This is a genomic window from Halorhabdus sp. BNX81, from assembly GCF_029229925.1.
In the GTDB taxonomy this organism is placed as follows: domain Archaea; phylum Halobacteriota; class Halobacteria; order Halobacteriales; family Haloarculaceae; genus Halorhabdus.
Map to the genome: position 1 here is coordinate 2,661,014 of NZ_CP107254.1, position 21,967 is coordinate 2,682,980.

19 protein-coding genes, 1 tRNA gene and 2 pseudogenes are annotated in these 21,967 nt (G+C 64.0%); 18 read left to right on the forward strand and 4 right to left on the reverse strand.

Translation table 11 applies throughout. From position 1 onward, the window contains the following. The first annotated feature begins 165 nt into the window (after positions 1–165). The 3 genes from HBNXHr_RS13465 (at position 166) to HBNXHr_RS13475 (ending at position 2,236) form a co-directional block, all read left to right on the forward strand. Complete coding sequence (locus tag HBNXHr_RS13465; RefSeq protein ID WP_275737495.1) at positions 166–498, forward strand: helix-turn-helix domain-containing protein; 333 nt, start codon at positions 166–168, stop codon at positions 496–498. 33 nt (positions 499–531) lie between these two features. Further along, positions 532–675: a hypothetical protein gene (locus tag HBNXHr_RS13470; RefSeq protein ID WP_275882539.1), complete on the forward strand. Its 144-nt coding sequence runs from the start codon at positions 532–534 to the stop codon at positions 673–675. A 277-nt stretch (positions 676–952) separates the two neighbouring features. Continuing rightward, positions 953–2,236, forward strand: coding sequence for an FAD-dependent oxidoreductase (locus HBNXHr_RS13475; protein ID WP_275882540.1), 1,284 nt, complete (start codon positions 953–955; stop codon positions 2,234–2,236). 47 nt (positions 2,237–2,283) lie between these two features. Here HBNXHr_RS13475 and HBNXHr_RS13480 read toward each other — a convergent pair. Further along, positions 2,284–2,472: pseudogene (locus HBNXHr_RS13480) on the reverse strand (NAD(P)/FAD-dependent oxidoreductase); the annotation flags it as partial. Between the two features lie 259 nt (positions 2,473–2,731). Between HBNXHr_RS13480 and HBNXHr_RS13485 the strand changes: the two are divergent. Then, positions 2,732–3,406, forward strand: a complete 675-nt coding sequence (locus HBNXHr_RS13485) for a peroxiredoxin (RefSeq protein WP_275882541.1) — start codon at positions 2,732–2,734, stop codon at positions 3,404–3,406. 378 nt (positions 3,407–3,784) lie between these two features. Then, positions 3,785–4,789: a putative sulfate exporter family transporter gene (locus tag HBNXHr_RS13490; RefSeq protein WP_275882542.1), complete on the forward strand. Its 1,005-nt coding sequence runs from the start codon at positions 3,785–3,787 to the stop codon at positions 4,787–4,789. 24 nt (positions 4,790–4,813) lie between these two features. Here HBNXHr_RS13490 and HBNXHr_RS13495 read toward each other — a convergent pair whose 3' ends face one another. Next, entirely contained in the window at positions 4,814–5,935 is a 1,122-nt protein-coding gene (locus HBNXHr_RS13495; RefSeq protein WP_275882543.1) for a C4-dicarboxylate transporter, read from the reverse strand. 687 nt (positions 5,936–6,622) lie between these two features. On the opposite strand from HBNXHr_RS13495, the gene HBNXHr_RS13500 reads away from it, so the two are divergent. The 6 genes and pseudogenes from HBNXHr_RS13500 to HBNXHr_RS13525 all read left to right on the forward strand — a co-directional run bounded on the left by HBNXHr_RS13500 (position 6,623) and on the right by HBNXHr_RS13525 (position 11,635). Beyond that, entirely contained in the window at positions 6,623–6,967 is a 345-nt protein-coding gene (locus HBNXHr_RS13500; protein WP_275882544.1) for a carboxymuconolactone decarboxylase family protein, read from the forward strand. A 22-nt stretch (positions 6,968–6,989) separates the two neighbouring features. Then, positions 6,990–7,202, forward strand: a pseudogene (locus HBNXHr_RS13505) (biotin/lipoyl-containing protein); the annotation flags it as partial. Between the two features lie 264 nt (positions 7,203–7,466). Next, positions 7,467–8,840 (forward strand): dihydrolipoyl dehydrogenase, encoded by a 1,374-nt coding sequence (gene lpdA / locus HBNXHr_RS13510; RefSeq protein WP_275883725.1) that lies wholly within the window; start codon positions 7,467–7,469, stop codon positions 8,838–8,840. Between the two features lie 25 nt (positions 8,841–8,865). Further along, positions 8,866–9,138, forward strand: a complete 273-nt coding sequence (locus tag HBNXHr_RS13515; protein WP_275882545.1) for a lipoate protein ligase C-terminal domain-containing protein — start codon at positions 8,866–8,868, stop codon at positions 9,136–9,138. Next, a complete protein-coding gene (locus HBNXHr_RS13520; RefSeq protein WP_275882546.1) occupies positions 9,131–9,916 on the forward strand; it encodes a biotin/lipoate A/B protein ligase family protein in 786 nt (261 codons plus the stop codon). Before HBNXHr_RS13515 ends, HBNXHr_RS13520 begins: the two co-directional genes overlap by 8 nt. 468 nt (positions 9,917–10,384) lie before the next feature. Continuing rightward, the gene (locus tag HBNXHr_RS13525) at positions 10,385–11,635 is read left to right on the forward strand and encodes an MFS transporter (protein WP_275882547.1); all 1,251 of its coding nucleotides are present in this window, start codon (positions 10,385–10,387) and stop codon (positions 11,633–11,635) included. Between the two features lie 162 nt (positions 11,636–11,797). On the opposite strand, the gene HBNXHr_RS13530 is transcribed toward HBNXHr_RS13525, so the two are convergent. Next, positions 11,798–13,771: an aconitate hydratase gene (locus tag HBNXHr_RS13530; protein WP_275737945.1), complete on the reverse strand. Its 1,974-nt coding sequence runs from the start codon at positions 13,769–13,771 to the stop codon at positions 11,798–11,800. A gap of 223 nt (positions 13,772–13,994) precedes the next feature. On the opposite strand from HBNXHr_RS13530, the gene HBNXHr_RS13535 reads away from it, so the two are divergent. The 5 genes from HBNXHr_RS13535 (at position 13,995) to HBNXHr_RS13555 (ending at position 16,536) form a co-directional block, all read left to right on the forward strand. Then, positions 13,995–14,459 (forward strand): deoxyuridine 5'-triphosphate nucleotidohydrolase, encoded by a 465-nt coding sequence (locus tag HBNXHr_RS13535; RefSeq protein WP_275882548.1) that lies wholly within the window; start codon positions 13,995–13,997, stop codon positions 14,457–14,459. Positions 14,460–14,844: 385 nt separating this feature from the next. Next, positions 14,845–15,513, forward strand: coding sequence for a helix-turn-helix domain-containing protein (locus HBNXHr_RS13540; protein WP_275882549.1), 669 nt, complete (start codon positions 14,845–14,847; stop codon positions 15,511–15,513). Between the two features lie 185 nt (positions 15,514–15,698). Next, complete coding sequence (locus tag HBNXHr_RS13545) at positions 15,699–15,971, forward strand: HalOD1 output domain-containing protein (protein WP_275882550.1); 273 nt, start codon at positions 15,699–15,701, stop codon at positions 15,969–15,971. A gap of 62 nt (positions 15,972–16,033) precedes the next feature. Next, a complete protein-coding gene (locus tag HBNXHr_RS13550; RefSeq protein ID WP_275882551.1) occupies positions 16,034–16,405 on the forward strand; it encodes a methylglyoxal synthase in 372 nt (123 codons plus the stop codon). 57 nt (positions 16,406–16,462) lie between these two features. After that, positions 16,463–16,536, forward strand: a tRNA-Phe gene (locus HBNXHr_RS13555). A gap of 206 nt (positions 16,537–16,742) precedes the next feature. On the opposite strand, the gene HBNXHr_RS13560 is transcribed toward HBNXHr_RS13555, so the two are convergent. Then, a complete protein-coding gene (locus HBNXHr_RS13560) occupies positions 16,743–18,866 on the reverse strand; it encodes a hypothetical protein (protein WP_275882552.1) in 2,124 nt (707 codons plus the stop codon). Between the two features lie 447 nt (positions 18,867–19,313). On the opposite strand from HBNXHr_RS13560, the gene HBNXHr_RS13565 reads away from it, so the two are divergent. After that, entirely contained in the window at positions 19,314–20,564 is a 1,251-nt protein-coding gene (locus tag HBNXHr_RS13565; RefSeq protein ID WP_275882553.1) for a hypothetical protein, read from the forward strand. Between the two features lie 121 nt (positions 20,565–20,685). After that, complete coding sequence (hemG, locus tag HBNXHr_RS13570; protein ID WP_275882554.1) at positions 20,686–21,945, forward strand: protoporphyrinogen oxidase; 1,260 nt, start codon at positions 20,686–20,688, stop codon at positions 21,943–21,945. The last annotated feature ends 22 nt before the right edge of the window (positions 21,946–21,967 follow it).

A 21,967-nucleotide genomic window follows, 5' to 3' on the forward strand; every position in this document is an offset into this window, starting at 1 on the left:
TTTCCTTCTCACACTTAGTATTTGGTTTTCCGAATATTCGGATATAAAGAGTGTGGACGGGGCCTAGCACAAACCGCCGTCACAGAGAGATGGGCAAGTACCGCTCGGCGATCGATTCAGCGGGGAGAAACACGTATCAGTCTCACGGGCGTAGGCGGGTCACCGATGATCGAGCACACGGAAGATTCGCTGTACGAGCAGCAAGCGGATCTCTGTACGGTATTCTCTAACGCGAAGCGACTCAAACTGCTCGATCTGCTCAAGGACGACAGCGAACGAACAGTCACCGAACTCCAAGAGGCGACCGGGATCCCACAATCAACCGTCTCACGGCATCTAAAGTTGATGCGCGATCAGGGAGTGGTGACAAAGCGCAACGACGGCGTCCACAGCTACTACACGCTGAGCGACGAGCGAGTCGCGACGAGCATGGAACTGATGCGCGACGTACTGATCGACCGACTCGAACACGACGACCAGCTCGCAGTCCCCGAGTAAGCGTCACGTGCGGCGAGACGCTCGATCACGTTCGTGGCCGAACTCCATGACTTCGAGATCGACGCACCGATCTACGTCCTGTTTATGGTGAAATGTGACGTCGTCGCAGCGGACGTCGGCGTCCCCGAGGGCAGCATCGTCGCGAGCGCGCCGGCAGTCGCCGCCGACGGGGATTGAAAAGCCACTTGTTCGCTCGATCCACACAATACTGCGGCCCGCGACGAATAGCGTGGCGACCGAGCAGCGAACAATCCAGGCTCGCCGACTGAAATCCGAACTATTGTACACTAGAGACCATATCGATCGGATATTCTATCACCAATATACATTATTACTCAACCTTCATGTTATTTATTACGCCTAGATTTATGTGTATTCAACCCTTAGTCATGTATATAGCAGACAACACTGCCGGTTCGCCGGCACGCATCACACCGCCTTCCACACACCCACCATGACATCACATTCCATTCGAGAGGATCGCGACGACAGCTACGTCGTCATCGGCGACGGCGTCGCCGGGAGTTCCGCGGCCGACGTCCTGGCCGAGCGGGCCGACGACGCCGCGATCACCGTCCTGACTGCCGAGAGCGAGCCGCTGTACAACCGCATCCTCATCAAGGAGTACGCCAAGGGGACCGTCCCCGAGGAGACAGTCCAGATCCACGACCAGGCGTGGTACGACGAGCGCGACATCGACCTCGAACTCGATACGCGCGTGAGCACGATCGAAACCGACGACAACGCGGTCGTGACTGCGGGGGGCGAGCGCTACCACTACGACAAACTCCTCGTGGCGACGGGCGGGACGCCGCGGTCGCTGCCCGTGCCCAACGCCGACGCCGAGGGCGTGACGTCGTTCTGGACGATCGAGGACGCACGCCGGATTCGGGAGAAGGCGGCGGCCGCCGAGACCGGGACGATCGTCGGCGGCGGCCTGCTTGGCATCGACTACGCCGCGATCGCGGCCGCCCAGGATGTCGACGCGAGCTACCTGATCCGCGAGGACCGGTGGTTCTCGCGAGCGATGTCCGAGACCGGCGCTGCAATCGTCCACGACGCCCTTGAAGAACGCGGGGTCACGCCCGTCCTCGAGACCACCGTCGATCACTTCGAGACCGACGACGACGGCCACGTCGTCGCGACGGTCGACTCCGAGGGTGACGTCTACGACAGCGACTGCGTCGGCGTCGCCATCGGGACCGAGTCCAACACCGCGTTCCTCGAAGGGACGCCGATAACAGTCGAGGACGGCGTCGTCGTCGACGGTCGTCTCCAGACGGACGACCCCGACGTCTACGCGGCGGGTGACGTCGCACAGTACCACGACCGACGGCTCGGTCGGCCGGTCAAGAACGGCTCGTGGGGCAGCGCCGCCGCACAGGGTGAACACGCGGCCGAGAACATGCTCGCCCCCGCCGGGGCCGGCGAGCACTTCGAGTTCGTCCCCTCCTATACGGTGACGCACTTCTCGTTCCCGATGGCCTCGTTTGGTCACCCGGGCCTCGGGGAGACCTACCGCGAACGCAAGTACGGCGAGACGGAGTGGCGACGGCTGGCCTTCCGGGACGGCATGCTCGTCGGCGGAGTCCTGATCGGGGACCTCTCCGTGCTCCAGCCGCTGAAGGAACTCACGGCGAGCGGTCGACGTATCCAGGGCCGAGCGGGCGAACTCCTCGCGCCGACGTTCGACGGGTTCGCGGACGTCACCGCCCCGTCGCCGATCGCTTCCGACTGAAACAGGTCTTTTTCGAAAAAAGTGCGGGCCGTTACTGCTTCGACGCGACCGACCCGGACGAACGGGAGCCGTCCCAGCCCGGAGAACATGACGTGATGGTGGACGGGCTGGTAGATCTCGAGCGCGTCCCCGTCGCGATGGGCCAGGACGTTCTCGGCGGCAGTCGCGGCCTGGTGTTTCGAGACGTGGAGGATCGGCTCGCGACCGTTGGCGTCGCCGACGACCGCGAACGCCCGCGTCTGTCGGGCGGGATCGACCTGGAGATACACGTCACGACCGACGGCCGGGTTGGTCAAACACCCAGTTCTCCACCGGACTTCACGCCACCGAGACACCCGTCGTTGTCCACGATGGTCGCCGCCTCCATCGTCCGGGGAGCCACAATCGAGATGGCGAATTCGACAGGTAGTAAGCAATGATTTGTACTTCAGCAAAATATCCTTCTGAAAGCGAAGCGAAGTTTTTAATATTGTGAAGCCAGTACAAGATAATGCAATGGAATCCGAGACAGACGACGCGAGCGGTATCCCGTTGATTGGCGATGAGTTCCCCCACCTCGCAGTCGAGACGACGCACGGGGAGATCGACCTCCCTGACGATTACGCGGGCGAGTGGGTCGTGCTCTTCAGCCATCCGGGCGACTTCACGCCGGTCTGTACGTCCGAATTTGTCGCGTTCGAGGACCGACGCGAGGAGTTCGAGCAACGCGATGCCAATCTGATCGGCCTCTCGGTCGATCGCGTCCACTCCCACCTCAAGTGGGTCGACTGGATCGAAGAAGAGATCGGCGTCGAGATTGGCTTCCCGATCATTGCCGACGAGAGCGGCCGGGTCGGCGAACAACTCGGCATGATCCAGTCCGGCGCCGGAACGAGTACTGTCCGCGCCGTCTTCGTCGTCGATACCGAGGGCGTCGTCCGGCAGGTGCTGTACTACCCCGAGGAGATCGGCCGCAACATCGACGAGATCCTGCGCTCGCTGGACGCCCTGCAGAAGAGCGACGACGAGGGCGTGGCTACGCCGGCAAACTGGCCCGAGAACGAGCGCTTCGGCGATCGCGTCCTCCTGCCGCCGCCAGGGAGTCGGGAGGCAGTCGAACAGCGCGAGAGCGAGGCCGACGACGAGGGCTACGAGCAGTACGACTGGTGGTTTACCCTCTCCGAGCAGTAGCCTCGCAGGCAACTCCAGCGCGACGCACTCTACTCAGCCCCGTCGAACCAGTTCTCGACGTTCCCGAAGACGCGTCCGGCCGCCGCCGTTTCGGCGTGTCGTTCCGGCGTGACGAAGCCGATTTACCAGTATTTTTAGCAGGGTTTGCCGAACCAATTATATAAATATTTCCGGTATCTATGACGCTTCTATAGGCTGTTGTCAGCATGAGTGAATCCGATTTTGTCCGGCGTCCACAGTTCGGCCAACTCAGCAGAGGGTGGAAATCGCTTGAACGGGGCTGGAAAGCCGTTTTATTGGGTATGGTTGTCGTCACTTTTGTCATCGTTTTCTAGCCGACTTGTAACATAATAGAGTGTACACAATGTGTAGTAGACGATGAGACGATCAGTCGCTCGGGTGATTCCCGGCATAGTGTTGCTCGCACTCGGCGGTGGGATCGCACAGTTGCTTGCGGGGACAGTCGTGCCGATCAATGAATTGATCGTGGCGGTTGGGCTCGGTGCACTCCTCGCCAATACGGTCGGCACGCCGGCCTGGGCGAAAAGCGGCATCGCAACGCACAAGCTCTGGCTGGAAACCGGTATCGTCCTCATGGGCGCACGGATCGCGATCGGACAGCTGTTCAGCGTCGGGCCGGCACTGCTGGTGTTCGTCGTCGGGTTTCTGACGATCAGCCTTGTGATCGGTGAGGCGATCGCACGCAATGTCTTCCGGATCAACGAGCGGTTGGGGTCGCTGTTGGCGGCCGGGTACGCCGTGTGTGGGGTTTCAGCCATCGTCGCCGTCTCCGGTAGCGTCCGCGCGAAAAGCGAGCAGATCGCCTACGCCGTCGCGACGATTCTGCTGTTCGATGCCGCCACGCTGGCGGTCTATCCGATCATCGGTCGCCGCCTCGAGTTACCGGACATCGTCTTTGGCACCTGGGCCGGAGTCAGTATGGTTTCGACGGGGCCCGTCGTCGCAGCCGGTTTCGCCTATTCGCCACAGGCCGGAGAGTGGGCCACCGTGACGAAACTCGGCCGGAACGTCTTCATCGGGGTCGTCGCCGTCCTCTATGCGGTGTATTATGCCCGACAACGCGATACCGGACAGGCCGGCGGTGCCAGTTGGCGATACCTCTGGGAGGAGTTTCCCAAGTTCGTCATCGGCTTTCTCGCGATGGCAGGAATCGCGAGTCTCGGGTTGCTTTCTTCGGACGACGTTGCACTCCTCACGTCGGGCTACCAGGGGTTGTTCCTCGTGGCGTTCGTCGGTCTCGGGATGGAGATCGACCTCCGGAAGATGCGGTCGGTCGGGATCAAACCAGTGTTGGTCGTCTTCTCGTCGCTGCTCGTCGTGAGCTTGCTCTCCTTGCTCGCGTCGATGCTGCTGTTCGGTTGATCGTTGTGGCGGGCACGAAGGATGTCACTCCGGTGTGAAGGCGTGCCCACGGAGGATCATCCGGGTGGTGAAAAGGGCCGTGACGGTCCAGACGATCACGAGCAGCCCGGTGACACCGGCCAGAATCGCTTCAAAGGCCGCAACCTCAAGGAGGTGGCCCATCACACCCGCCGAGATCGCAAAGGCACCAGTCGGGAACGTGTAGGCCCACCAAGTGAAGAAAAACGGATGATCGCGACGGCTGAGGTAATAAGCCAGGATAGCGACCGTCAACAGGAACCACCAGGCTGAAAAGCCCCAGAGAACGATCGCGAGCAGTTTCATGCTCGCGACGATGGGCTCGACGGCGAGGTCGAATCCGACGCCCGCCTGGAGGGCACGGATGAACCGTCCGATGGCAATGACCAGGACGGCCGTCGGCGCGAGCCCGATCACGAACGTCGGCGCGAGTTTCTCCTCCGGCAACGACTCGTAGGCGTAGCGATGGAGGATGATCGAGCCGAAGAAAATGAACATGAAGCTCCCGACGCCGAGCGCCATCAATGAGACGACGAAGATGAACTGGCCGAGTGCACTCCCGGCGTAGTAGTTTTCGACCAGCCAGAACCCCAGCAGCGGGATCACGAGATGCGAAACTGGGGGGATATACCACGCGAACACACCGTGGTGGGAGCCGATATTATCATTGGCAAACATGATCGTGACCAACAGGAGTCCGAACCCGAAGATACCGATACTGCCAGTCACGAACAGCCCGACCAGCACTGATTCGAGAACAGGGGCCGGAAGAACACCCTGCATCGTCCGAGCAATGCCAACACCGAGAACGATCAGCGTAATCGGCATCGTCGGGAAGAACTGACTCCGGATCGGATGTGACAGATCCGTCCGGACCTGATCCGGGTGGGTCACGATTCGGAGTACCCAGGGGATGGTGAAGACGACCGTCAGAATGGCCGTCAACACGACGAAAAACTGTGCAAGCGTGGCGACCGGCCCGAGCGAGTACTCGGCAGCGACCAGCGCCAGGGCCACACCCAAGGCACCGGTCCCCATCGTCGAACCGAACCACTGCGGTCCAAAGTACTCCGGGATACCGGCCAGCCGCGACTCCGTCCGTCCGGTCCGTGTCGTCGATGCGCTCATAGTCTTGTGTATTCATCCAAATACTACCCAATAATACGGATAAGGATTCCGATCAGTAAATCAGCTACAAACAATCAGGAACGAAAGACACCGGCACGAGCAACGACGGTGCGGGTCTCGTCGAACGGTTGAATCGTCCCCCCCGAAGGCGACAGATCGGTTATGAGTGCTTGTGGCCCACCGCACCGGGCGCGAGCGTCGGAATGCCACCAGTTTCCGAGCCTGGCTGTTGTACGTATGTCACAAGGATACGCAGGACCCTGTCACCAAGAGTAGCTATTTTGAGGGTGTCCTAACGGTGTTACGCCTATATTTATACGTATCCAACCCATAGTAATGGTCGAATAAGACAAGACCGGCGAAGGCAACCCTACCGGCATGCGCCGTCGCGTCCACGACTGAGACGTGGGATAGCAAGCGCGACCTCGCCCACCAGAGAAGAGAGCGGGCAATCGATACCGCGGCCAATGTGATCGTCACGCCGGACGACGGGTCCAAGTCCGACGGCGAATTGCTGGTCGCCAGTAGTAGGATGTCGTCGGCGTGGGAGTGCCCCCGCGGATCGAACGCGATATCGTCGATCGGGGCGGGGCCAACAGTTACCAGTATGTGCCGATTTCATGCGTTTTAGGCGCTCTAACGCCATATTTCGAGCGATTTATGCCGCTACAGTCGAATATATATGTGATGTCGAAATCCGACGAACTCGCCGAGATGAAGCAAAGTCTCCACCAACTCGTTGGCGAAGCCGAGAACCTCGAAGGGTTCGCCGGCTACGTCGAAGCCACAGAGAGCCCGGGGGCGCTCGATACGAAGACCAAGGAACTCATGTCCCTGGCTGTCGGGTGTGTGGCGCGGTGTGAACACTGCGTCCTCTGGCACATGGACGGCGCGCTCGAGGCCGGTGCGACCCGCGAGGAGGTCATCGAGACGCTCGAAGTCGCCGTCCTGATGGGCGGCGGTCCGGCGATGACCTACGCGATCGAGGCCTACGAGATCCTCGAGGAACTGGAAGCCGAGAAAGGCGCCTGAGGACTCCCCTCCATTATTTCAGATGTCAACAGCCTTTGCAGTCCCTGATCTCGGTGACGGGGCCACGGAGGGCCGACTCGTCGCCCTCGAGGTCGCGGCCGGCGAGACGGTCGCCGAGGGCACGCTCCTCGCCGAGGTCGAGACCGACAAGTCGATCGTCGAGGTGACCGCCCCTGAGACGATGGCGATCGAAGCGTGCGCCGCCGCGGAGGGCGAGGACGTCGAAGTCGGCGAGACGCTGTTCACTTACGAGGCCGCCGATCCCGACGACGTCCCCGAGAGTGGAGACGCCGAGGGTGGCGAACCCACCGAACCGCCGGAACCCACCGAGGACAGACCGTCGGAACCCGACGACGACTCCGCCGACGCTGTCGGTGTGGCCACCCAGCCGACAGGCGGGGCGTCCGAACGGACGGTCCGACCCGTCGGCGAGGGCACCCCGGCGGACGTCCCGAGTCCGGGCAGCGTCGAGGGCGTCCCCGAACAGACCGACGTCCTCATCATCGGGGCCGGCCCCGGGGGCTACGTCGCGGCAATTCGGGCCGGCCAGCTCGGCCTGGACGTGACGCTGGTCGAAGACGACGCCGTCGGCGGGACCTGCCTCAACTACGGATGTATCCCGTCGAAGGCGCTCATCCACGGTGCAGACATCGCCTACGAGGCCGCTAACGCCGAACACCTCGGGATCAGCGCCGACCCGACCGTGGACGTCGAGCAGCTGACGGGCTGGAAGGACGACGTCGTCGACCAGCTCACCGGTGGCGTCGAGCAACTCTGTCACGCACAGGGCGTCACCGTCGTCGATGGCGTCGCCGAGTTCGTCAACAACCGGCGGGCGAAGATCACGACCGACGACGGCGAGACGGCAATCGACTTCGGGAACGCGATCGTCGCGACGGGGAGCCGGCCGATCGAGATCCCCGACTTCCCTTTCGACAGCGAGTACGTCCTCGATTCGCGTGACGCCCTCGCCCTGGACGAGCGGCCCGATTCGCTGGTCGTCATCGGCGCTGGCTACATCGGGATGGAACTCTCGACGGTCTTCGAAAAACTCGGGACCGACGTCACGGTCGTCGAGATGTTCGACGACGTCCTCAGTGGCTACGACGACGACATCTCCCGGCTCGTCCGGGAGCGCGCCGCCGAGTTCGGCATCGACTTCCGGTTCGGCGAGATGGCCGCGAGCTGGGAAGAGACTGACGACGGTATCGTCGTCCATACGGAGGACGAGGACGGGGATCGCAACGCGCTCGAAGCCGAGAAGGTCTTCGTCGTCGGCGGCCGCGAACCCGTCACCGACACCGCGAACCTCGAAGCGGCCGGGATCGAACTCGACGACGAGGGCTTCGTCAAGACCGACGCCCAGGGCCGGACGACCTGCGAGCGCATCTTCGCGATCGGCGACGTCGTCGGCGAGCCCATGTTGGCCCACAAAGCCAGCCGGGAGGGCGAAGTCGCCGCCGAGGCCATCGCCGGCGAACCCTCCGTCCTGGACTATCAGGCGATGCCCGCGGTCGTCTTTACCGACCCCGAGGTCGCGACCGTCGGGATGACCGAAAACGAGGCCCGCGACGACGGGTACTACCCGGTCGTGGGCCGGATGCCCCTCGCGAGCAACGGCCGGGCGCTGACGCTTGGCGACACCGAAGGCTTCGTCCGCATCGTCGCCGACCGACGCACGGAATTGATCCTGGGCGCACAGATCGTCGGCCCGAACGCCTCCGAGTTGATCGCCGAGGTCTCCCTCGCCATCGAGATGGACGCCCGCCTGTCCGACATCGCCGAGACCGTCCACACCCACCCGACGCTCTCGGAAGCCGTCATGGAGGCCGCCGCGAACGCCCGTGGTGAGGCGATCCATACCGCGAACTGACTCTGCCCACGTCACTCTCCCCACTATGCCACCACGAGCTTCGAAGAAAGTACCCGACGGCAAACTCGTCCGCGTCGACGTCGCGGCCGACGACCGGATCGAGGACGTCCGAGTCACCGGCGACTTCTTCGTCGAACCGCCCGCGGCGCGCGCCGACATCGAAACCGCGATCGAGGGACAGTCCGTCGAGGTCGACCGCGAGACGATCCTGACGGCCGTCGAGGACATCGACGCGACGCTGATCGGCTTCTCGGCCGCTGACGTCGCCGATCTGACGATGGAGGCTCTCGATGACTGAGAAATCTGCGGCTGAGACACGCCAGACCGACGAGCCCTGGACGATTATCGACTCGGGGACCTACAGTGAGGCCACCCAGCAGGCGCTCGAACGCGTCCTGCTCGATCGCGTCGCACGCGGCGAGATCGGGCCGACGCTGCGGATCTGGTACCGCGACTCGCCGGCGGTCGCGCTCGGGCGCTTCCAGGCCTACGCCGACGAGGTCGCCCCCACGTACGTCGAACGCGAGGGAATCGACGTCGTCCGGCGAATCACTGGCGGCGGCGCGATGTTCGTCCAGCCGGGGGCGGTCGTCACCTTCTCGCTGTACCTGCCCGCCGGGATGGTGAGCGACGACATCCGGCAGAGCTACGCCGACCTCGATCAGTGGGCCATCGAGGCGCTTCGGGATCTGGGCGTCGATGTCGCCCACGAGCCACTGAACGACATCGCTCACGCCGAGGGCAAGATCGGTGGGTCAGCACAGCGTCGCACCGATGGCGCGGTCCTCCATCACACGACGATGAGTTACGACCTGGACATCGCGGAGATGTTGCGGGTTCTGCGCGTCGGCGAGGAGAAAGTCTCGGACAAGGCGATCGCCTCCGCCGAAAAGCGAGTCGCCCGGATCGCCGATCACGTCGAAGCCTCCCGATCAGCCGTCATCGATGCGCTGAAACGCGGGGTTCGCGAGCGGGCGGGCGCGACCGAGCGCTCGCTCACTGACGACGAACGTGCGAGCGCTCAGGTACTCGTGAAGGATCGATTCGGGACCGCAGCGTGGAACCGACAGCTCTGAGACCATGTTCTATCCGCGGTAACCGAAGGGTCGAAAGCCCCTCGGACGACCAGGCAAGGACGACAGAACCAGTCCAATCAATACGGCAACACGGCCGCGAAAATGGTCGCATCCACGGGACCATTCTGACCGCCGACGCTACGGGTTCGTGTCCGAACGTGTCGTATCAACAGTTCGATAGATAGAGGCGCTTGGCTGTTCGACCCGGGGCACCACCGTTTTGGCGATAAACAATCGTGGACATTGCGGCAATCGTTGCCGTTTTCCGGGCCCAGCGACGACTCAGCAGTAATGACCGCCCACAGCGAGTGTCGACCGACGACAAGCCCCCGAAAGGGGGGCCACCGGCCGTGCGGACACCCCATTTTGAGTCGACCCGAGCGAATGTGGGACGCGGTCGATCGAACAGGAGTGTGACCGGGACATGAAAGCGACTCGGCCCGTCGAATCCGTCGGAAGTGAACGGCAATGACCGAGCGCGGTGGATCGGGCCGTGGGCTGGTTCTCCTGAGCGTCGCCGCTGGGTGGCTGTTCGCCCAGGGGTTGCGCTTTGTCCTACCGGGGATTCTGCCGACGATCACGGCGTCGTTCCCGTCCACGAGTGATACCCAGGCCGGGATCGCCATCACGGTGCTGTGGGCGACGTACGGCATCATGCAGTTTCCGGCCGGCATCGCGGCCGACCGGCTCGGCGAGGCGCGGGTGCTGACGGCGAGTTTGCTCCTGGGAGCGGCCAGTCTGATCGCGTTCACGTTCACCCCAGTGTTCGGGCTGTTCGTGGTCGCGACCGGGCTCTTCGGGGGGGCGACCGGACTCTACGGTCCGCCACGGGGAACCTTGCTCGCCCGCGTCTTCGCCGATCGAGCCGACCGGGCGATCGGGCTGACGCTCGCGGCCGGCAGCCTGGGGGCGGCCGTCCTGCCTGCGCTCGCCTCGCTCGTGGTCGACGGATTCGGCTGGCGGGCGACGCTCGGCCTCGCGGCCCCCGGTTTCGCTCTGGCTGGCATCGCGGTCCATCTCACGGCCGGGCGTGCCGAGAGCGAACGCGAAAGTGAGACGGAGGATGTCGACGACACCAGTGACACTACCGACGATTCGGCTGCCACACAGTCGATCGGAGCGTCGCTGTCGGTCGCCGCGAAGTCGATCTGGAATCGCCAGGCGGGGCTGGCGACGCTCGCGGCGATCGTGATGTACTTCGGGTATCAGGGGATCACCGCCCTCGTCACCACGTATCTCGTCGATCACAAGGGCTTCGTCCAGTCCGAGGCCGGCGTGCTGTTCGGTGGCCTGTTTCTCGTGGGCGCACTCTCCCAGTGGCTGGCCGGCCGGATCGCCACGAACCGCCGGTCCGCGCGGGTGTTGGCCGGGATCGCCGCCGTCAGCGTCCTGCCGCTGGTCGGACTCGTGGTCTTCGATCACCGCCTGCTCGTCGCGGGGAGTGTGCTCCTGATCGGCGTTCGGATGGGCTTTGCACCCGTCTCGAACGCGTTCATCATCCGGTGTCTCCCGCCCGACGTCGAGGGGACCGCCTGGGGCGTCGTCCGAACGGCGCTGTTCGTCGTGAGTTCGCTCGCCTCGACCATGGTAGGCGTGTTCGCCGACGCCGGCCAGTTCGACGGCGCGATCCTGGGGCTCGCGGGACTCACCGGCGTGGCCGCGATGCTCTATCTCGGGTTGCCGTCGTGTCAGGCTCGCCGCCTGCTCGATCGCGTCTAGTGGAACGCCACCGCGACGCTCATGTGGTAGCAACCGACGGACGAATCACCGGTGGGTGACTGACTTGAGTCCACTCTATCGAGGGCGACGATCGACTCGGCGTCGTCCATGACGCCGGAGCGGTAAATCGAGGTGGCCGAAAAAAACAGTGCGGCGACGCGTTCAGTCGTCGGCCGGCGTCGCGTCGCTCGCGTCGTCGGCGTACTTCATTTTCGTGTGTGGCAGCTTGCCACCGTCGGCCAGAATCTCACGTTCGCGGTCGGAGGCGTCGAGCGTCGCCGTGGCCTCCCACTCGTCGTTGACGCGAACCGTGAACTCCTCGGCACCCGACCGGACGGCAGCGGCGACGTCCTCGACGATCTCGATATCGTCGCCCTGATCGATCTTCTCGTAGGTCTCCTCGTCGATCTCTAAGGGCAGCAGGCCGAAGTTGAACAGGTTCGCCTTGTGGATTCGCGCGAAGCTCTGGGCGAGGACGCCCTCGACGCCGAGATACATCGGGCAGAGAGCGGCGTGCTCACGTGAGGAGCCCTGACCGTAGTTCTCGCCGGCGACGAGGAACCCGCCGTCGGCCTCCAGGGCGCGGTCGGCGAAGGTCTCGTCGACCCGCGAGAGGGTGAACTCCGAGAGCTTCGGGACGTTCGAGCGATACATCAGGATGTCCTGGGTCGCCGGGATGATGTGGTCGGTCGTGATGTTGTCGTCCATCTTGAGCAGCGCCGACCCTTCGAGCCGTTCGTCCATCGGATCCTTCAGCGGCACCTCGCCGATGTTCGGGCCCTTGATGAGTTCGTCGTCGACCGCGTTCTCGGGCTCGATGATGTCCGTGTCCGCACCGTAGTACTCATCGGGGAGTTCGAAGCCGGGGTAGTCCATGTCGAGTTCGTCAGCCAGGTCGCGCGGATCGATGATCTCGCCGGCGATGGCCGCCGCGGTGGCGACCTCCGGCGAACAGAGGTAGACCTTGTCGTCCTCTAAGCCCGACCGTCCCTCGAAGTTGCGGTTGAACGTCCGCAGGCTGACCGAATCGCTTGCGGGGACGTGGCCGATCCCGATACAGGCCCCGCAGGTCGATTCGGAGAAGTTGACGCCGGCGGCCATCATCTCGGAGGCCCACCCTTCGCGGGCGAGCATCTCGGAAGCCTGTTTGGAGCCGGGTGCGACGATCATCTCCGTGGTCGGGTCGATCTCGCGACCCTCCAGCATCTTCGCCGACGGAAGGATGTCCTCGTAGGCCCCGTTGGTACACGAGCCGATGATGACCTGTTCGACGTCCTCGCCCGCGACCTCACGCACCGGGACGATGTTGTCGGGCATCGACGGCGTCGCGATCAGCGGTTCGAGTTCGGAAAGGTCGACGACGATCTGGTCCGCGTACTCGGCGTCCTCGTCCGGGCCGATCTCGACGTAGTCCTCGCCGCGACCGAGGCGTTCGAGGTAATCCTTGGTCTCCTCGTCGGTCGGGAAAATCGACGTCGTCGCGCCGAGTTCCGTCCCCATGTTGGTGATCGTCGTCCGCTCGGGCACCGTCAGCGACTCGACGCCCGGTCCGGAGAACTCCAGGACCTTGCCGACGCCGCCCTTGACCGTCAGTCGGCGAAGGAGTTCGAGGATGACGTCCTTGGCGGTCGCCCACGCGGGCAACTCGCCCTCCAGGCGGACGTTGACGATTTCGGGCATCTCGATGTAATAGGCCCCGCCTCCCATCGCGACCGCCAGATCGAGCCCGCCGGCACCGATCGCCAGTTCGCCCAGCCCGCCCGGCGTCGGGGTGTGGCTGTCCGAGCCCAGCATCGTCTTGCCGGGCTTGGCAAAGTGTTCCTTGTGAACCTGGTGGCAGATGCCGTTACCCGGCCGCGAGAAGTACGCGCCGTACTTGCCGGCCGCAGACCGCAGGAATCGGTGGTCGTCGGTGTTCTTAAAGTCGAACTGATAGGTCTGGTGGTCACAGTACTGGGCGGCGAGTTCAGTCTGGGCCTCCTCTAGGTCCAGCGCCTCGAACTGCAGCCACACGAGCGTGCCCGTCGTGTCCTGTGTGAGTGCCTGATCGATCTCGATCCCGATCTCCTCGCCGGGGGTGAGGTCCCCGTCGACGAGGTGATCGTCGAGAATCTTCTCTGTGAGCGTCTGTCCCATATCGTCCGGAGACAGGCCACGCATGGACATAAATCCCCGGTGTTGGCGCGAATGCTGCGGGTTCGCCGTCCGGCGGTTTTCCGAACCCCGGTGATCGACCGTGAAAATCGAGTGCGGGCGCACGATCACGGGACTGGAACCGCCGCGGCATGGTAGCACAGGGGTCGTCGTTGTGTCCGTGGGCCCGGAACGTTCTTTGTCGTCGTCCCCGATTCCGAAGACGATGTTCAAGAGCGGCCACTTCGTCGCTGCACAGCTCGGCGAGCTCCGGGACGACCAGTGCCAGCCCAACGGCGTCGACCTCACCCTGGACGCCGTCTTCGAGCAAACATCGCCGGGTCGGATCGGCCGGGACGGCAAGTCGATCGGCGAACGCGAGCCGGTCGAATCCGCGGACGGCTGGTATCACCTCCCGCCGGGTGGGTACGTGGTCCGGTACGCCGAGACCGTCCGGATCCCCGAGAACCACGTCGGCTTTTTGCTCCCCCGCTCGTCGCTGCTGCGCAATTCCTGCATGCTCGACACCGCCGTCTGGGACGCCGGCTACGAGGGCCGTGGCGAGGGACTGCTCGAAGTCCACCACGAGATCGACCTGGAAGAAGGCGCTCGCATCGCCCAGCTCGTCCTCGCCGACGCTGCCCACTCAGGCACCTACGAGGGCGACTATCAGGGCGAACACCTCTCGTGAACGACCGCTGGCGTACCCCGGGAACGCTCTTCGGGGCGAATCGGCGCCACCGCCGTCAGTCCTGATCGTGACAGGCGGCTGTGAGCCCACCACCACCTTATATAGTGCATGAATACACAAGTATCATCATTATATTCCAGGGCGCTGGAGTAAGCGTACGGTGTCGGCACAGTTCGGGACCGACCGGAGCTCGTGCCTCTGACATATTCACCTGCTCCGGCAGTCGACACCGTTTGGGAAAGGGGGGAACCCTGAACGCGGTCCTACCCTTCAGGGATGACAACTGGCCAGCGATGCGGTCGTCCGCCGGACGTATGTTCGTTCGAACCGCGCGTTTTATGCCTCATCGATACGACCAGCCGACACGAATGAGGGCCCACCTCGAATGATCGCGTGTTGTACGTTCGACGCTGAGTTGCTGGGGCCGACGTTCGAACAGCATCCGGAGCTCTCGGTAGACGTCGAAGGGATCGACGCGGGTCAGTCGGTCCCCCTGCGGCTCTTCTTCTGGGCCCGTGGCGTCGCCGGGGACGAACTCCGGGCGGCGCTCCGATCGGACCGGACTGTCTCGGCAGTAGAACAGCTGTCATCGACACCGTCCGGGACGCTGTACCGATCGATCCACGACGCGAGCCTGCCGACAGTCGCGGTATACAATGCCGCGATCGAACACGACGCCCTCTTGCTCGCCGCCACGAGCGAGGGTGACGGCTGGAACGTCCGGTTTCGGATTCCCGATCGGAACAAGCTGTCGGCGTTCTGTTCGCACTGTGAGCAGATCGGCGTCGACGTCACTGTCGCCTCGATCCGGGACCACGACGCGGCCGCACTCGATGACGAGTTCGGATTGACGCCATCACAACGGGAACTCCTCATGCTCGCCTGGGACCGTGGCTACTTTTCGATTCCGCGGGACACGTCGCTGTCCGAACTCGCTGCCGAGTTCGACATCTCACAGCAAGCCGCGTCCGAACGACTCCGTCGTGGCCTCTGGACGCTCGTCTCGAAAACAGTCTGTGAGGACAATGCGAGCGCGGACTGTGAGTCCTGCTGAAACGACACGAGACCGGAGAACAGTGGATGGGAAGAGAAGTCACGGAGAGCAAGCCCACAAGCCAAACGAAGTGAATTCACGGTCCCGGGCCCGCCACGATCCCACGGCCGTGGTACGGGGACGTTCTTTCAGGGCGCGAAACTGGTGGGTGTTCCTTTATACGCGAGGCCCATCCGGACCAATATATGAGTATGGGAGACCGCTATATCATTCCCGAAAGTGCGGGCGACGAATGGGTGCGCCCACAGCCCGTCGACGAACTCGTCGTCGACGCCGTCCTCGAAAACACTGACTACGACGAAGACGACCTGGACTCGCTCTCGTCGTACGTCGACATCGAAGCGCTAGTCGAGCTGTTCGACGACGACACCGACGCGACTGACCTCTCCTTTAGCGTCGAGGACCACGAAGTGACTGTCCATCACACCGGCGACGTCGACGTCCACGCCCAATCCTGAATCGGTGCCCGCGCGCCGTCGATTTCCTCAACGTCTTTACCCCAGGACATCGAGGATAGGGTATGACCCGAATCGCACTCATCGCCCACGACGACGAAAAGCCCGAGATGATCGACTTCGTTCAAGAGCACGAACCTCAACTCTCGGAATACGAACTCGTCTGTACGGGGACGACCGGCAAGCGAATCATGGAAGAGACCGATCTCTCCGTCGAACGCAAACAATCCGGTCCACTCGGCGGCGACACCCAGATCGGTGCCGAGGTCGCCGCTGACCGACTCGACGGGATTATCTTCCTTCGTGACCCGCTGACCGCCCAACCCCACGAACCCGACATTACGGCACTGCTACGTATCTGTGACGTCCACGACACGCCCATGGCCACGACGCGAACCTCCGCCGAGTTCCTGGTTGAAGGGCTGGCGAACGCGTAACGGACCGCCGCCGGCTTTCGAAATCCTTTTTTCGCCCCTCGTCGTCTCTGGATATGCGCCGCCTTAGCTCAGACTGGGAGAGCACTCGACTGAAGATCGAGCTGTCCCCGGTTCAAATCCGGGAGGCGGCACTTCTCTGAACTCGACTGGTGAGCGAAGCGAACCCAACGAGTTCTGCAAATGGTATCCGAGCGTGATTTGAACTAGACCAGAAAGGCGCAGCGAAGCGAGCATTTCTGGGCGTAGTTCATAATCCGGAGGGGGCACTTCTGTTGGAAGCAAAACCACAAGCCGCAGAAATCAGACCGGCAGACTCCGGGGTCGTTGAGTTATCCAATCAGAGCTTCTCTGCGGTTTTCGCCTGCGAAGTCCGTCGCCGAACCTGCTCGAGTCGATTCTCTGCAGCATTAGCCAACTCCGCCGGAAGCGAGCCCCGGGCTTCATCGAGACGCGTTTCGACGCGGTCGAGTCGGGTCGCCACCGCCTCGAGCTGGCGATCCGCATTGGCGCGGTCGCCAGCTGCCGCATTCTTGGCCGCCCGCCGAGCCGCTTGGACGATCGCATCGAGCACCGATACCAGCCCCCGAATAGGGCCACCCTGACCGTCGGATGCGTCCCCATCGGTTCCGGATCCCCCAGCGTCGTCGGTATCGCCACCGTCGACGGTATCACCATCGACTTCCTCGGCGACGGCCGCCACCTCCGCCCGCGTCTCCTCGGCAAGATCGACCAGATACGTCGCGAGCGACTCCTTGCCCGTCTTGGGCGTGTCAAGACGCGTGCGCGCCTCCTCGCCGGGGTTGACGCGGAACGCACCGACCTCGTCGTCGGTGTCCCGAACCTCGGTCGTGAAGGCCCCGCCGCGGTGGAGATAGACGGCGTCGGGGCCCGAAAGCGGCGCGTCGTAGAGCCGGCCGGCGAAGTCGTCCTCGACGGCGAGGCGATCGAGGTCGCTGTCGGCCCCGTCGGGGTCGATCTCCAGTTTCGTCGCGTTTTCGCGCGCTACCACCGGAATCTCACCCGCCGATCCTGCGACGGTCGTGCCGCTGCCGTCCGCCACAGTGACAGGCTCGCTGTGGGGAGCGACACCAGCGCCGTTGATGGAAAGGCGGTGCTCGCCCGCGGGGACATCCTGGATGACGGCGATGCCCTGGAAGGTCGGCACGGCTTCGGGCTCGCTCTCGAAGAGGGCAAACAGCTCAAGCGGGGAGGGGACGGTCGTGAGTCCCTCGTCTTCGGGGGCGTCCTCGGCCGCGACGGCGTTGGTCACCCCTGCAACCACCTGGTTCACCGGCGACGGGTCGCCGATGGCCTCGTAGCGGTCGGCCAGCGCTTGCCGGTGGTCCGTCTCGCTGATGTCGCTGGCAGGCTGGTCGTAGCGGTCGTCCGCCCAGGGGACCCCGGTCGTCGTGATGTGGCTGGCGATCTGATCCTCGGCGAACTCGGGGATGGCGAACTCGAAACTCAACTGTGGGCCGGTGAAGTCATCGATGTGTTCGAGTTCGGCACTCGAAACCAGATCGTAGGTCCGGTCGGCGTCGACGCCGTCGCGACCCGCATACTCGAAGTGAATACCCGTCTCCCGCGCTGGCAGCTCCGTCGGCGGCGACGTCAGGTCGTCGAACGACCGGATCGTGAGTCCATCCGGCAGGAGGTTCGAGGCGTCGACCGAGGGGAGGCGGTCGTGCTCGACCAGCGGGTCGCCATCGAGTTCCGGGACGACGAACGGGAGTCGCAGTCCCTCGTCGCGGGGAAGTCCATACGCCAGCGGGATCGACGCGATGTTCTCTATTCCCTCGAGAAGACTGTTGGTGATGTCCGCGCCGCTGTCGTCGAAGGCCAGTCGCTGGAAGGAATCGGCGTCGTCGTTGACCGAGAGCCCGCTCGAATGGGATCCCAGCTCCGAGAGGACGCGCGGCCGTCGGTCCGGGTCGGGGTCGAGGTACTCGTTGTTCGGCACGGATCGCGAATGGGAACTGGCGACGTACAGCTGTGGCTCGTCGGTCTCCGTATCGAGGAAGACCTGCAGCACTTCCCAGTCGTGCCAGTGGAAGTTGGTCGTGAACTGATCGAACGCGGAATAGAGCCAGAACTGGACGACCGCAAGCGGCGACGCTGCGTACTCGACGACGTGATAGAACGCCGTCGGTGCCGGCGGATCGTCGCTGCCGCCCGCCCGAACGTACCCCTCGAGCGCGTCGAAGCCGTCGACGACGGTCCGACCGTCCTGCTGGCTCTCGTAGGCCCGCGGATCGGTCGGGAACCACCGCTCGTTGCGGTCGAAGTAAAGCGCCGGCGCGAACTGTTCGGCGAGCGAGCGCGCCCGCTCGTCCGCGACCGACTCGACTGTCGCGTCCGCACCCGATTCGAGAACCGAGCAGCCGGCGAGTGAAGCTGCTGCTCCCGTCGCGACGGCACCGAGCAACGCCCGCCGGTCCAGCGAGGGCGCGTCGTCCGCCATTCAAATCGCCTCACCGGCGAGGAATGGGGCCAGTCGAGACCGACAGTTGGCGCGTGGCCACTGTGGTTGGATCCGCATTGTACAGTCAAACAGGGAGCAACGCGGAATAGGCTTCCGGCAGGCTTGACCTCCGCCTGAGGACGGAGATTTGACACTCGATCTGTATCAGCCCCTGATTGTGCGTGCCCCCTAGTCCGTGCCGCAATCCCTCCTCGAATGCGAACGAGAATCCAACGTTCCAAAGGGTTCGAGTCGAGGTCTCGAAAGGGGCCGCCTCAAAGATAGACGGCCCGGCGGCAAGCATCGGCGCGATCGGTGGCTTCCTCGGCGGTTACCTGGCCAGAGAGGACTGACAGAATGACGTCTCCCTGAACCCCTGTCCCCAGAGCGACAGTCGGACCGCTTTCCGGGCCGAAGGTTCTTGCCGCCGTTGTCCGTGCGAGCAGTATGGCCACGAAAGCGGCGCTGTCCGAGCCGCAGGTGCTCGCTCACGCGAAACAGCGACTGTTCCCCGAACCGACGGCCGAAGATACCTACGCGGTCGTGGACACGCAGTTCGCGAGCGAGGAGTGGCTCGCCGGCGAGCCGATCGAGCCGGCCGTTCGGGAGCAACTAGCTCCGTTCAACCACGTCCAGATCGGCTCCGGGTATCCCGACCTGGTCGGCGTCCGACAGCTCGAAACGGAACTGATCGCCATCGAGCGCCTCGGCGACGACCCGCCGCTGGTCGCGATCGAGGCGAAAGGCGACACCGAAGGCCGGACAGTCGATGTCGAGCGCGGGATCGTCCAGGCGTACGATCGACTCGGCGAGGCAAACGCGGCCTACGTCGCCGCCCCGAAGCCGGCGATCTCCAACTCCGCACAGACGCTTGCACGCGAACTCAACGTCGGCGTCCTGGGCGTCGATAGTGGCGGGGCCGTCGATCCACTCGAAGTGCCCCGCGTCGTCGGCAATCGAACGGTCGACGAGGCGGCGGCGATCCGGTTCCAGGCGACGGCCCAGGGCGTCGCCGAGAAATCCTTCAGCCTCAACCATCCCAAAAACTACCTGGCCTATCCCCTCGCACTCTATCATCCGGACCCGACCGATCAGGTGCTTGGGGAATACGTGGTCAGCGCCACCGACGGGGCCAGACAGGGCGCGGCGTTCCTGGGGCTGATCGACGAGGCTCCCGACGGTACCACGCTCACCCCGCTCGGCAGGGAAGTCGTGCGATTCGCCCGGCATCGCTACGGGACCGTGGAAGACGCGCTCGTGGCGTTCGACGCCTGGCAGGGCTCCCGAAAGCGATTTGTCGAAATCGCGCCCGAATGGGGCCAGCTCACCAGGCGAGTGCTGTGGTCGTATCCGGCCACGAAGCTCATCGTCGAGGAGCTTCAGACGATGCACGACGACCGCATCCCCGAGCCCTCGCTCGTCGAGCTGGTCACCTGGCTGCACGTCCACCATCCGACGTTCACCGTCGAGTTGTTCATCCGTGGGAGCGATTCGGCCCGCTCCCGTGTGCTCACAGAAGACGGTGAACTCAGAGAATCCGCACTGAGGGACGGCAGTGTCTATCACGCGCCAACGGTCTTCCAACTCAAAGCCATGTGCTACCACGCGGGCATCCTGACGGAACGCGGCGCGGAACCCCACCGGCTGGATCCCGAGACGGACGTCTGGCAGTTGGTCGAGCCACTCGAACACGGTTGATGAGGCGGCCTGGTCAAAAGCCTTCCATGGGGATTAATACCACCAGCCCGTAGCTGCAAGGTATGACCGACGATTCCATGCGCACGCTGTCGTCGCCGGAGACGCCCGGCAGGGATACCCCATGACGGTCGCCGTCATCGGGGCCGGGATGTCCGGACTCTCGACGACGCACTTTCTCGCGGAGCAAGGGGCCGAGGTCAGGACCTTCGAGGCCTCGGACGAGCCGGGCGGTATCGTCCGGTCGACGACCGTCGAGGGCCACGTCCTCGAACGGGGACCGCAGCGACTCCGACTCTCGAAACCCGTCGAATCGCTGGTCGAGACGCTCGATCTTCGTGACGAATTGCGCTTCGGCGACGACGACCAGCCCCTCTTTGCCTACGACGACGGACAGCTCCGCCGGATGCCACTGTCAGTCCGGGACGCGATCACGACTGACCTGCTCTCCTGGCGCGGCAAGGCCCGCGTCCTGCTCGAACCGCTGACTGGCGGGGCAAAGCCGAACGAGACCGTCGAGGCGTACCTCACCCGGAAGTTCGGGCACGAAGTCGCGACCCGGTTCGCGGGCCCGCTGTACAGCGGTCTCTACGGCACGGACGCCGACGACATGTACGTCGAGTACTCCCTTGGCAAGGCGCTCGATCGCTTCGGCGTCGAGGGGAGCCTGCTTGTGTTCATGCTGAAGAAGTTGCTCCAGGGCACCGAGACCCCGCCGATCGTCTCCTTCGAGGACGGCCTCCAGACACTCCCGGAGGCGATGTACGACGCCCACGCCGAATCGATCGACCTCGAAACTCCCGTGACCGGTGTCGAGCGGGACGGCGAAGACTATCTCGTCCACACCGAGGACGGGACCGAGCGGGCCGAGACCGTCGTGTTCACCACGCCGGCCCCGACGACCGCTGCGCTGCTCGAAGACGTCGACAGCGAGGCCGCCGGGACGGTCAGTCAGTTCGCCTACAACCCGATCGGCGTCGTCCACCTCCATTCGGACTTCGACGGCACGGGCCATGGCTTTCACATCATCGACGACGGATTCAAAACGGACGGCAGTACCTGGAATCACAGCATGCTCGGCCGCGATGGCGTGTTCACGTCCTACGTCGGGAGCGGCGATTCGGAGTTCTTAGACGCCGACCCCGCGGTCATCGGACGACGAGCGGCCGAGGAGTTCGAGACCGTCACCGGCGCGGCGGCCACGGTGCTTGACGCGGCCGTCCTCCGGCCAGGGATGCCGGCATACGATCGATCGTGGGCTGCGCTGGACGAACTCTCGCTTCCGGACGGGATCGAGATCTGTGCGAGTTTCATGAGTCGAGCCGGGATCGTGGGTCGGATCGCCGGCGGCAAGCGGACGGCAGCGACTATCGCCGAGGAATAACGTCACAACCGCCGGTGACAGC

What these genes read in the sequence shown, in the direction of transcription:
- HBNXHr_RS13540 (WP_275882549.1), top strand. Translation starts at nt 14,845, where the DNA reads ATGATCGCGTGTTGTACGTTCGACGCTGAGTTGCTGGGGCCGACGTTC.
- HBNXHr_RS13465 (WP_275737495.1), top strand. Translation starts at nt 166, where the DNA reads ATGATCGAGCACACGGAAGATTCGCTGTACGAGCAGCAAGCGGATCTC.
- HBNXHr_RS13530 (WP_275737945.1), bottom strand. Translation starts at nt 13,771, where the DNA reads ATGGGACAGACGCTCACAGAGAAGATTCTCGACGATCACCTCGTCGAC.
- HBNXHr_RS13485 (WP_275882541.1), top strand. Translation starts at nt 2,732, where the DNA reads ATGGAATCCGAGACAGACGACGCGAGCGGTATCCCGTTGATTGGCGAT.
- HBNXHr_RS13475 (WP_275882540.1), top strand. Translation starts at nt 953, where the DNA reads ATGACATCACATTCCATTCGAGAGGATCGCGACGACAGCTACGTCGTC.
- HBNXHr_RS13535 (WP_275882548.1), top strand. Translation starts at nt 13,995, where the DNA reads ATGTTCAAGAGCGGCCACTTCGTCGCTGCACAGCTCGGCGAGCTCCGG.
- HBNXHr_RS13495 (WP_275882543.1), bottom strand. Translation starts at nt 5,935, where the DNA reads ATGAGCGCATCGACGACACGGACCGGACGGACGGAGTCGCGGCTGGCC.
- hemG (WP_275882554.1), top strand. Translation starts at nt 20,686, where the DNA reads ATGACGGTCGCCGTCATCGGGGCCGGGATGTCCGGACTCTCGACGACG.
- HBNXHr_RS13550 (WP_275882551.1), top strand. Translation starts at nt 16,034, where the DNA reads ATGACCCGAATCGCACTCATCGCCCACGACGACGAAAAGCCCGAGATG.
- HBNXHr_RS13525 (WP_275882547.1), top strand. Translation starts at nt 10,385, where the DNA reads ATGACCGAGCGCGGTGGATCGGGCCGTGGGCTGGTTCTCCTGAGCGTC.
- HBNXHr_RS13490 (WP_275882542.1), top strand. Translation starts at nt 3,785, where the DNA reads ATGAGACGATCAGTCGCTCGGGTGATTCCCGGCATAGTGTTGCTCGCA.
- HBNXHr_RS13565 (WP_275882553.1), top strand. Translation starts at nt 19,314, where the DNA reads ATGGCCACGAAAGCGGCGCTGTCCGAGCCGCAGGTGCTCGCTCACGCG.
- HBNXHr_RS13520 (WP_275882546.1), top strand. Translation starts at nt 9,131, where the DNA reads ATGACTGAGAAATCTGCGGCTGAGACACGCCAGACCGACGAGCCCTGG.
- HBNXHr_RS13545 (WP_275882550.1), top strand. Translation starts at nt 15,699, where the DNA reads ATGAGTATGGGAGACCGCTATATCATTCCCGAAAGTGCGGGCGACGAA.
- HBNXHr_RS13560 (WP_275882552.1), bottom strand. Translation starts at nt 18,866, where the DNA reads ATGGCGGACGACGCGCCCTCGCTGGACCGGCGGGCGTTGCTCGGTGCC.
- HBNXHr_RS13515 (WP_275882545.1), top strand. Translation starts at nt 8,866, where the DNA reads ATGCCACCACGAGCTTCGAAGAAAGTACCCGACGGCAAACTCGTCCGC.
- HBNXHr_RS13500 (WP_275882544.1), top strand. Translation starts at nt 6,623, where the DNA reads ATGTCGAAATCCGACGAACTCGCCGAGATGAAGCAAAGTCTCCACCAA.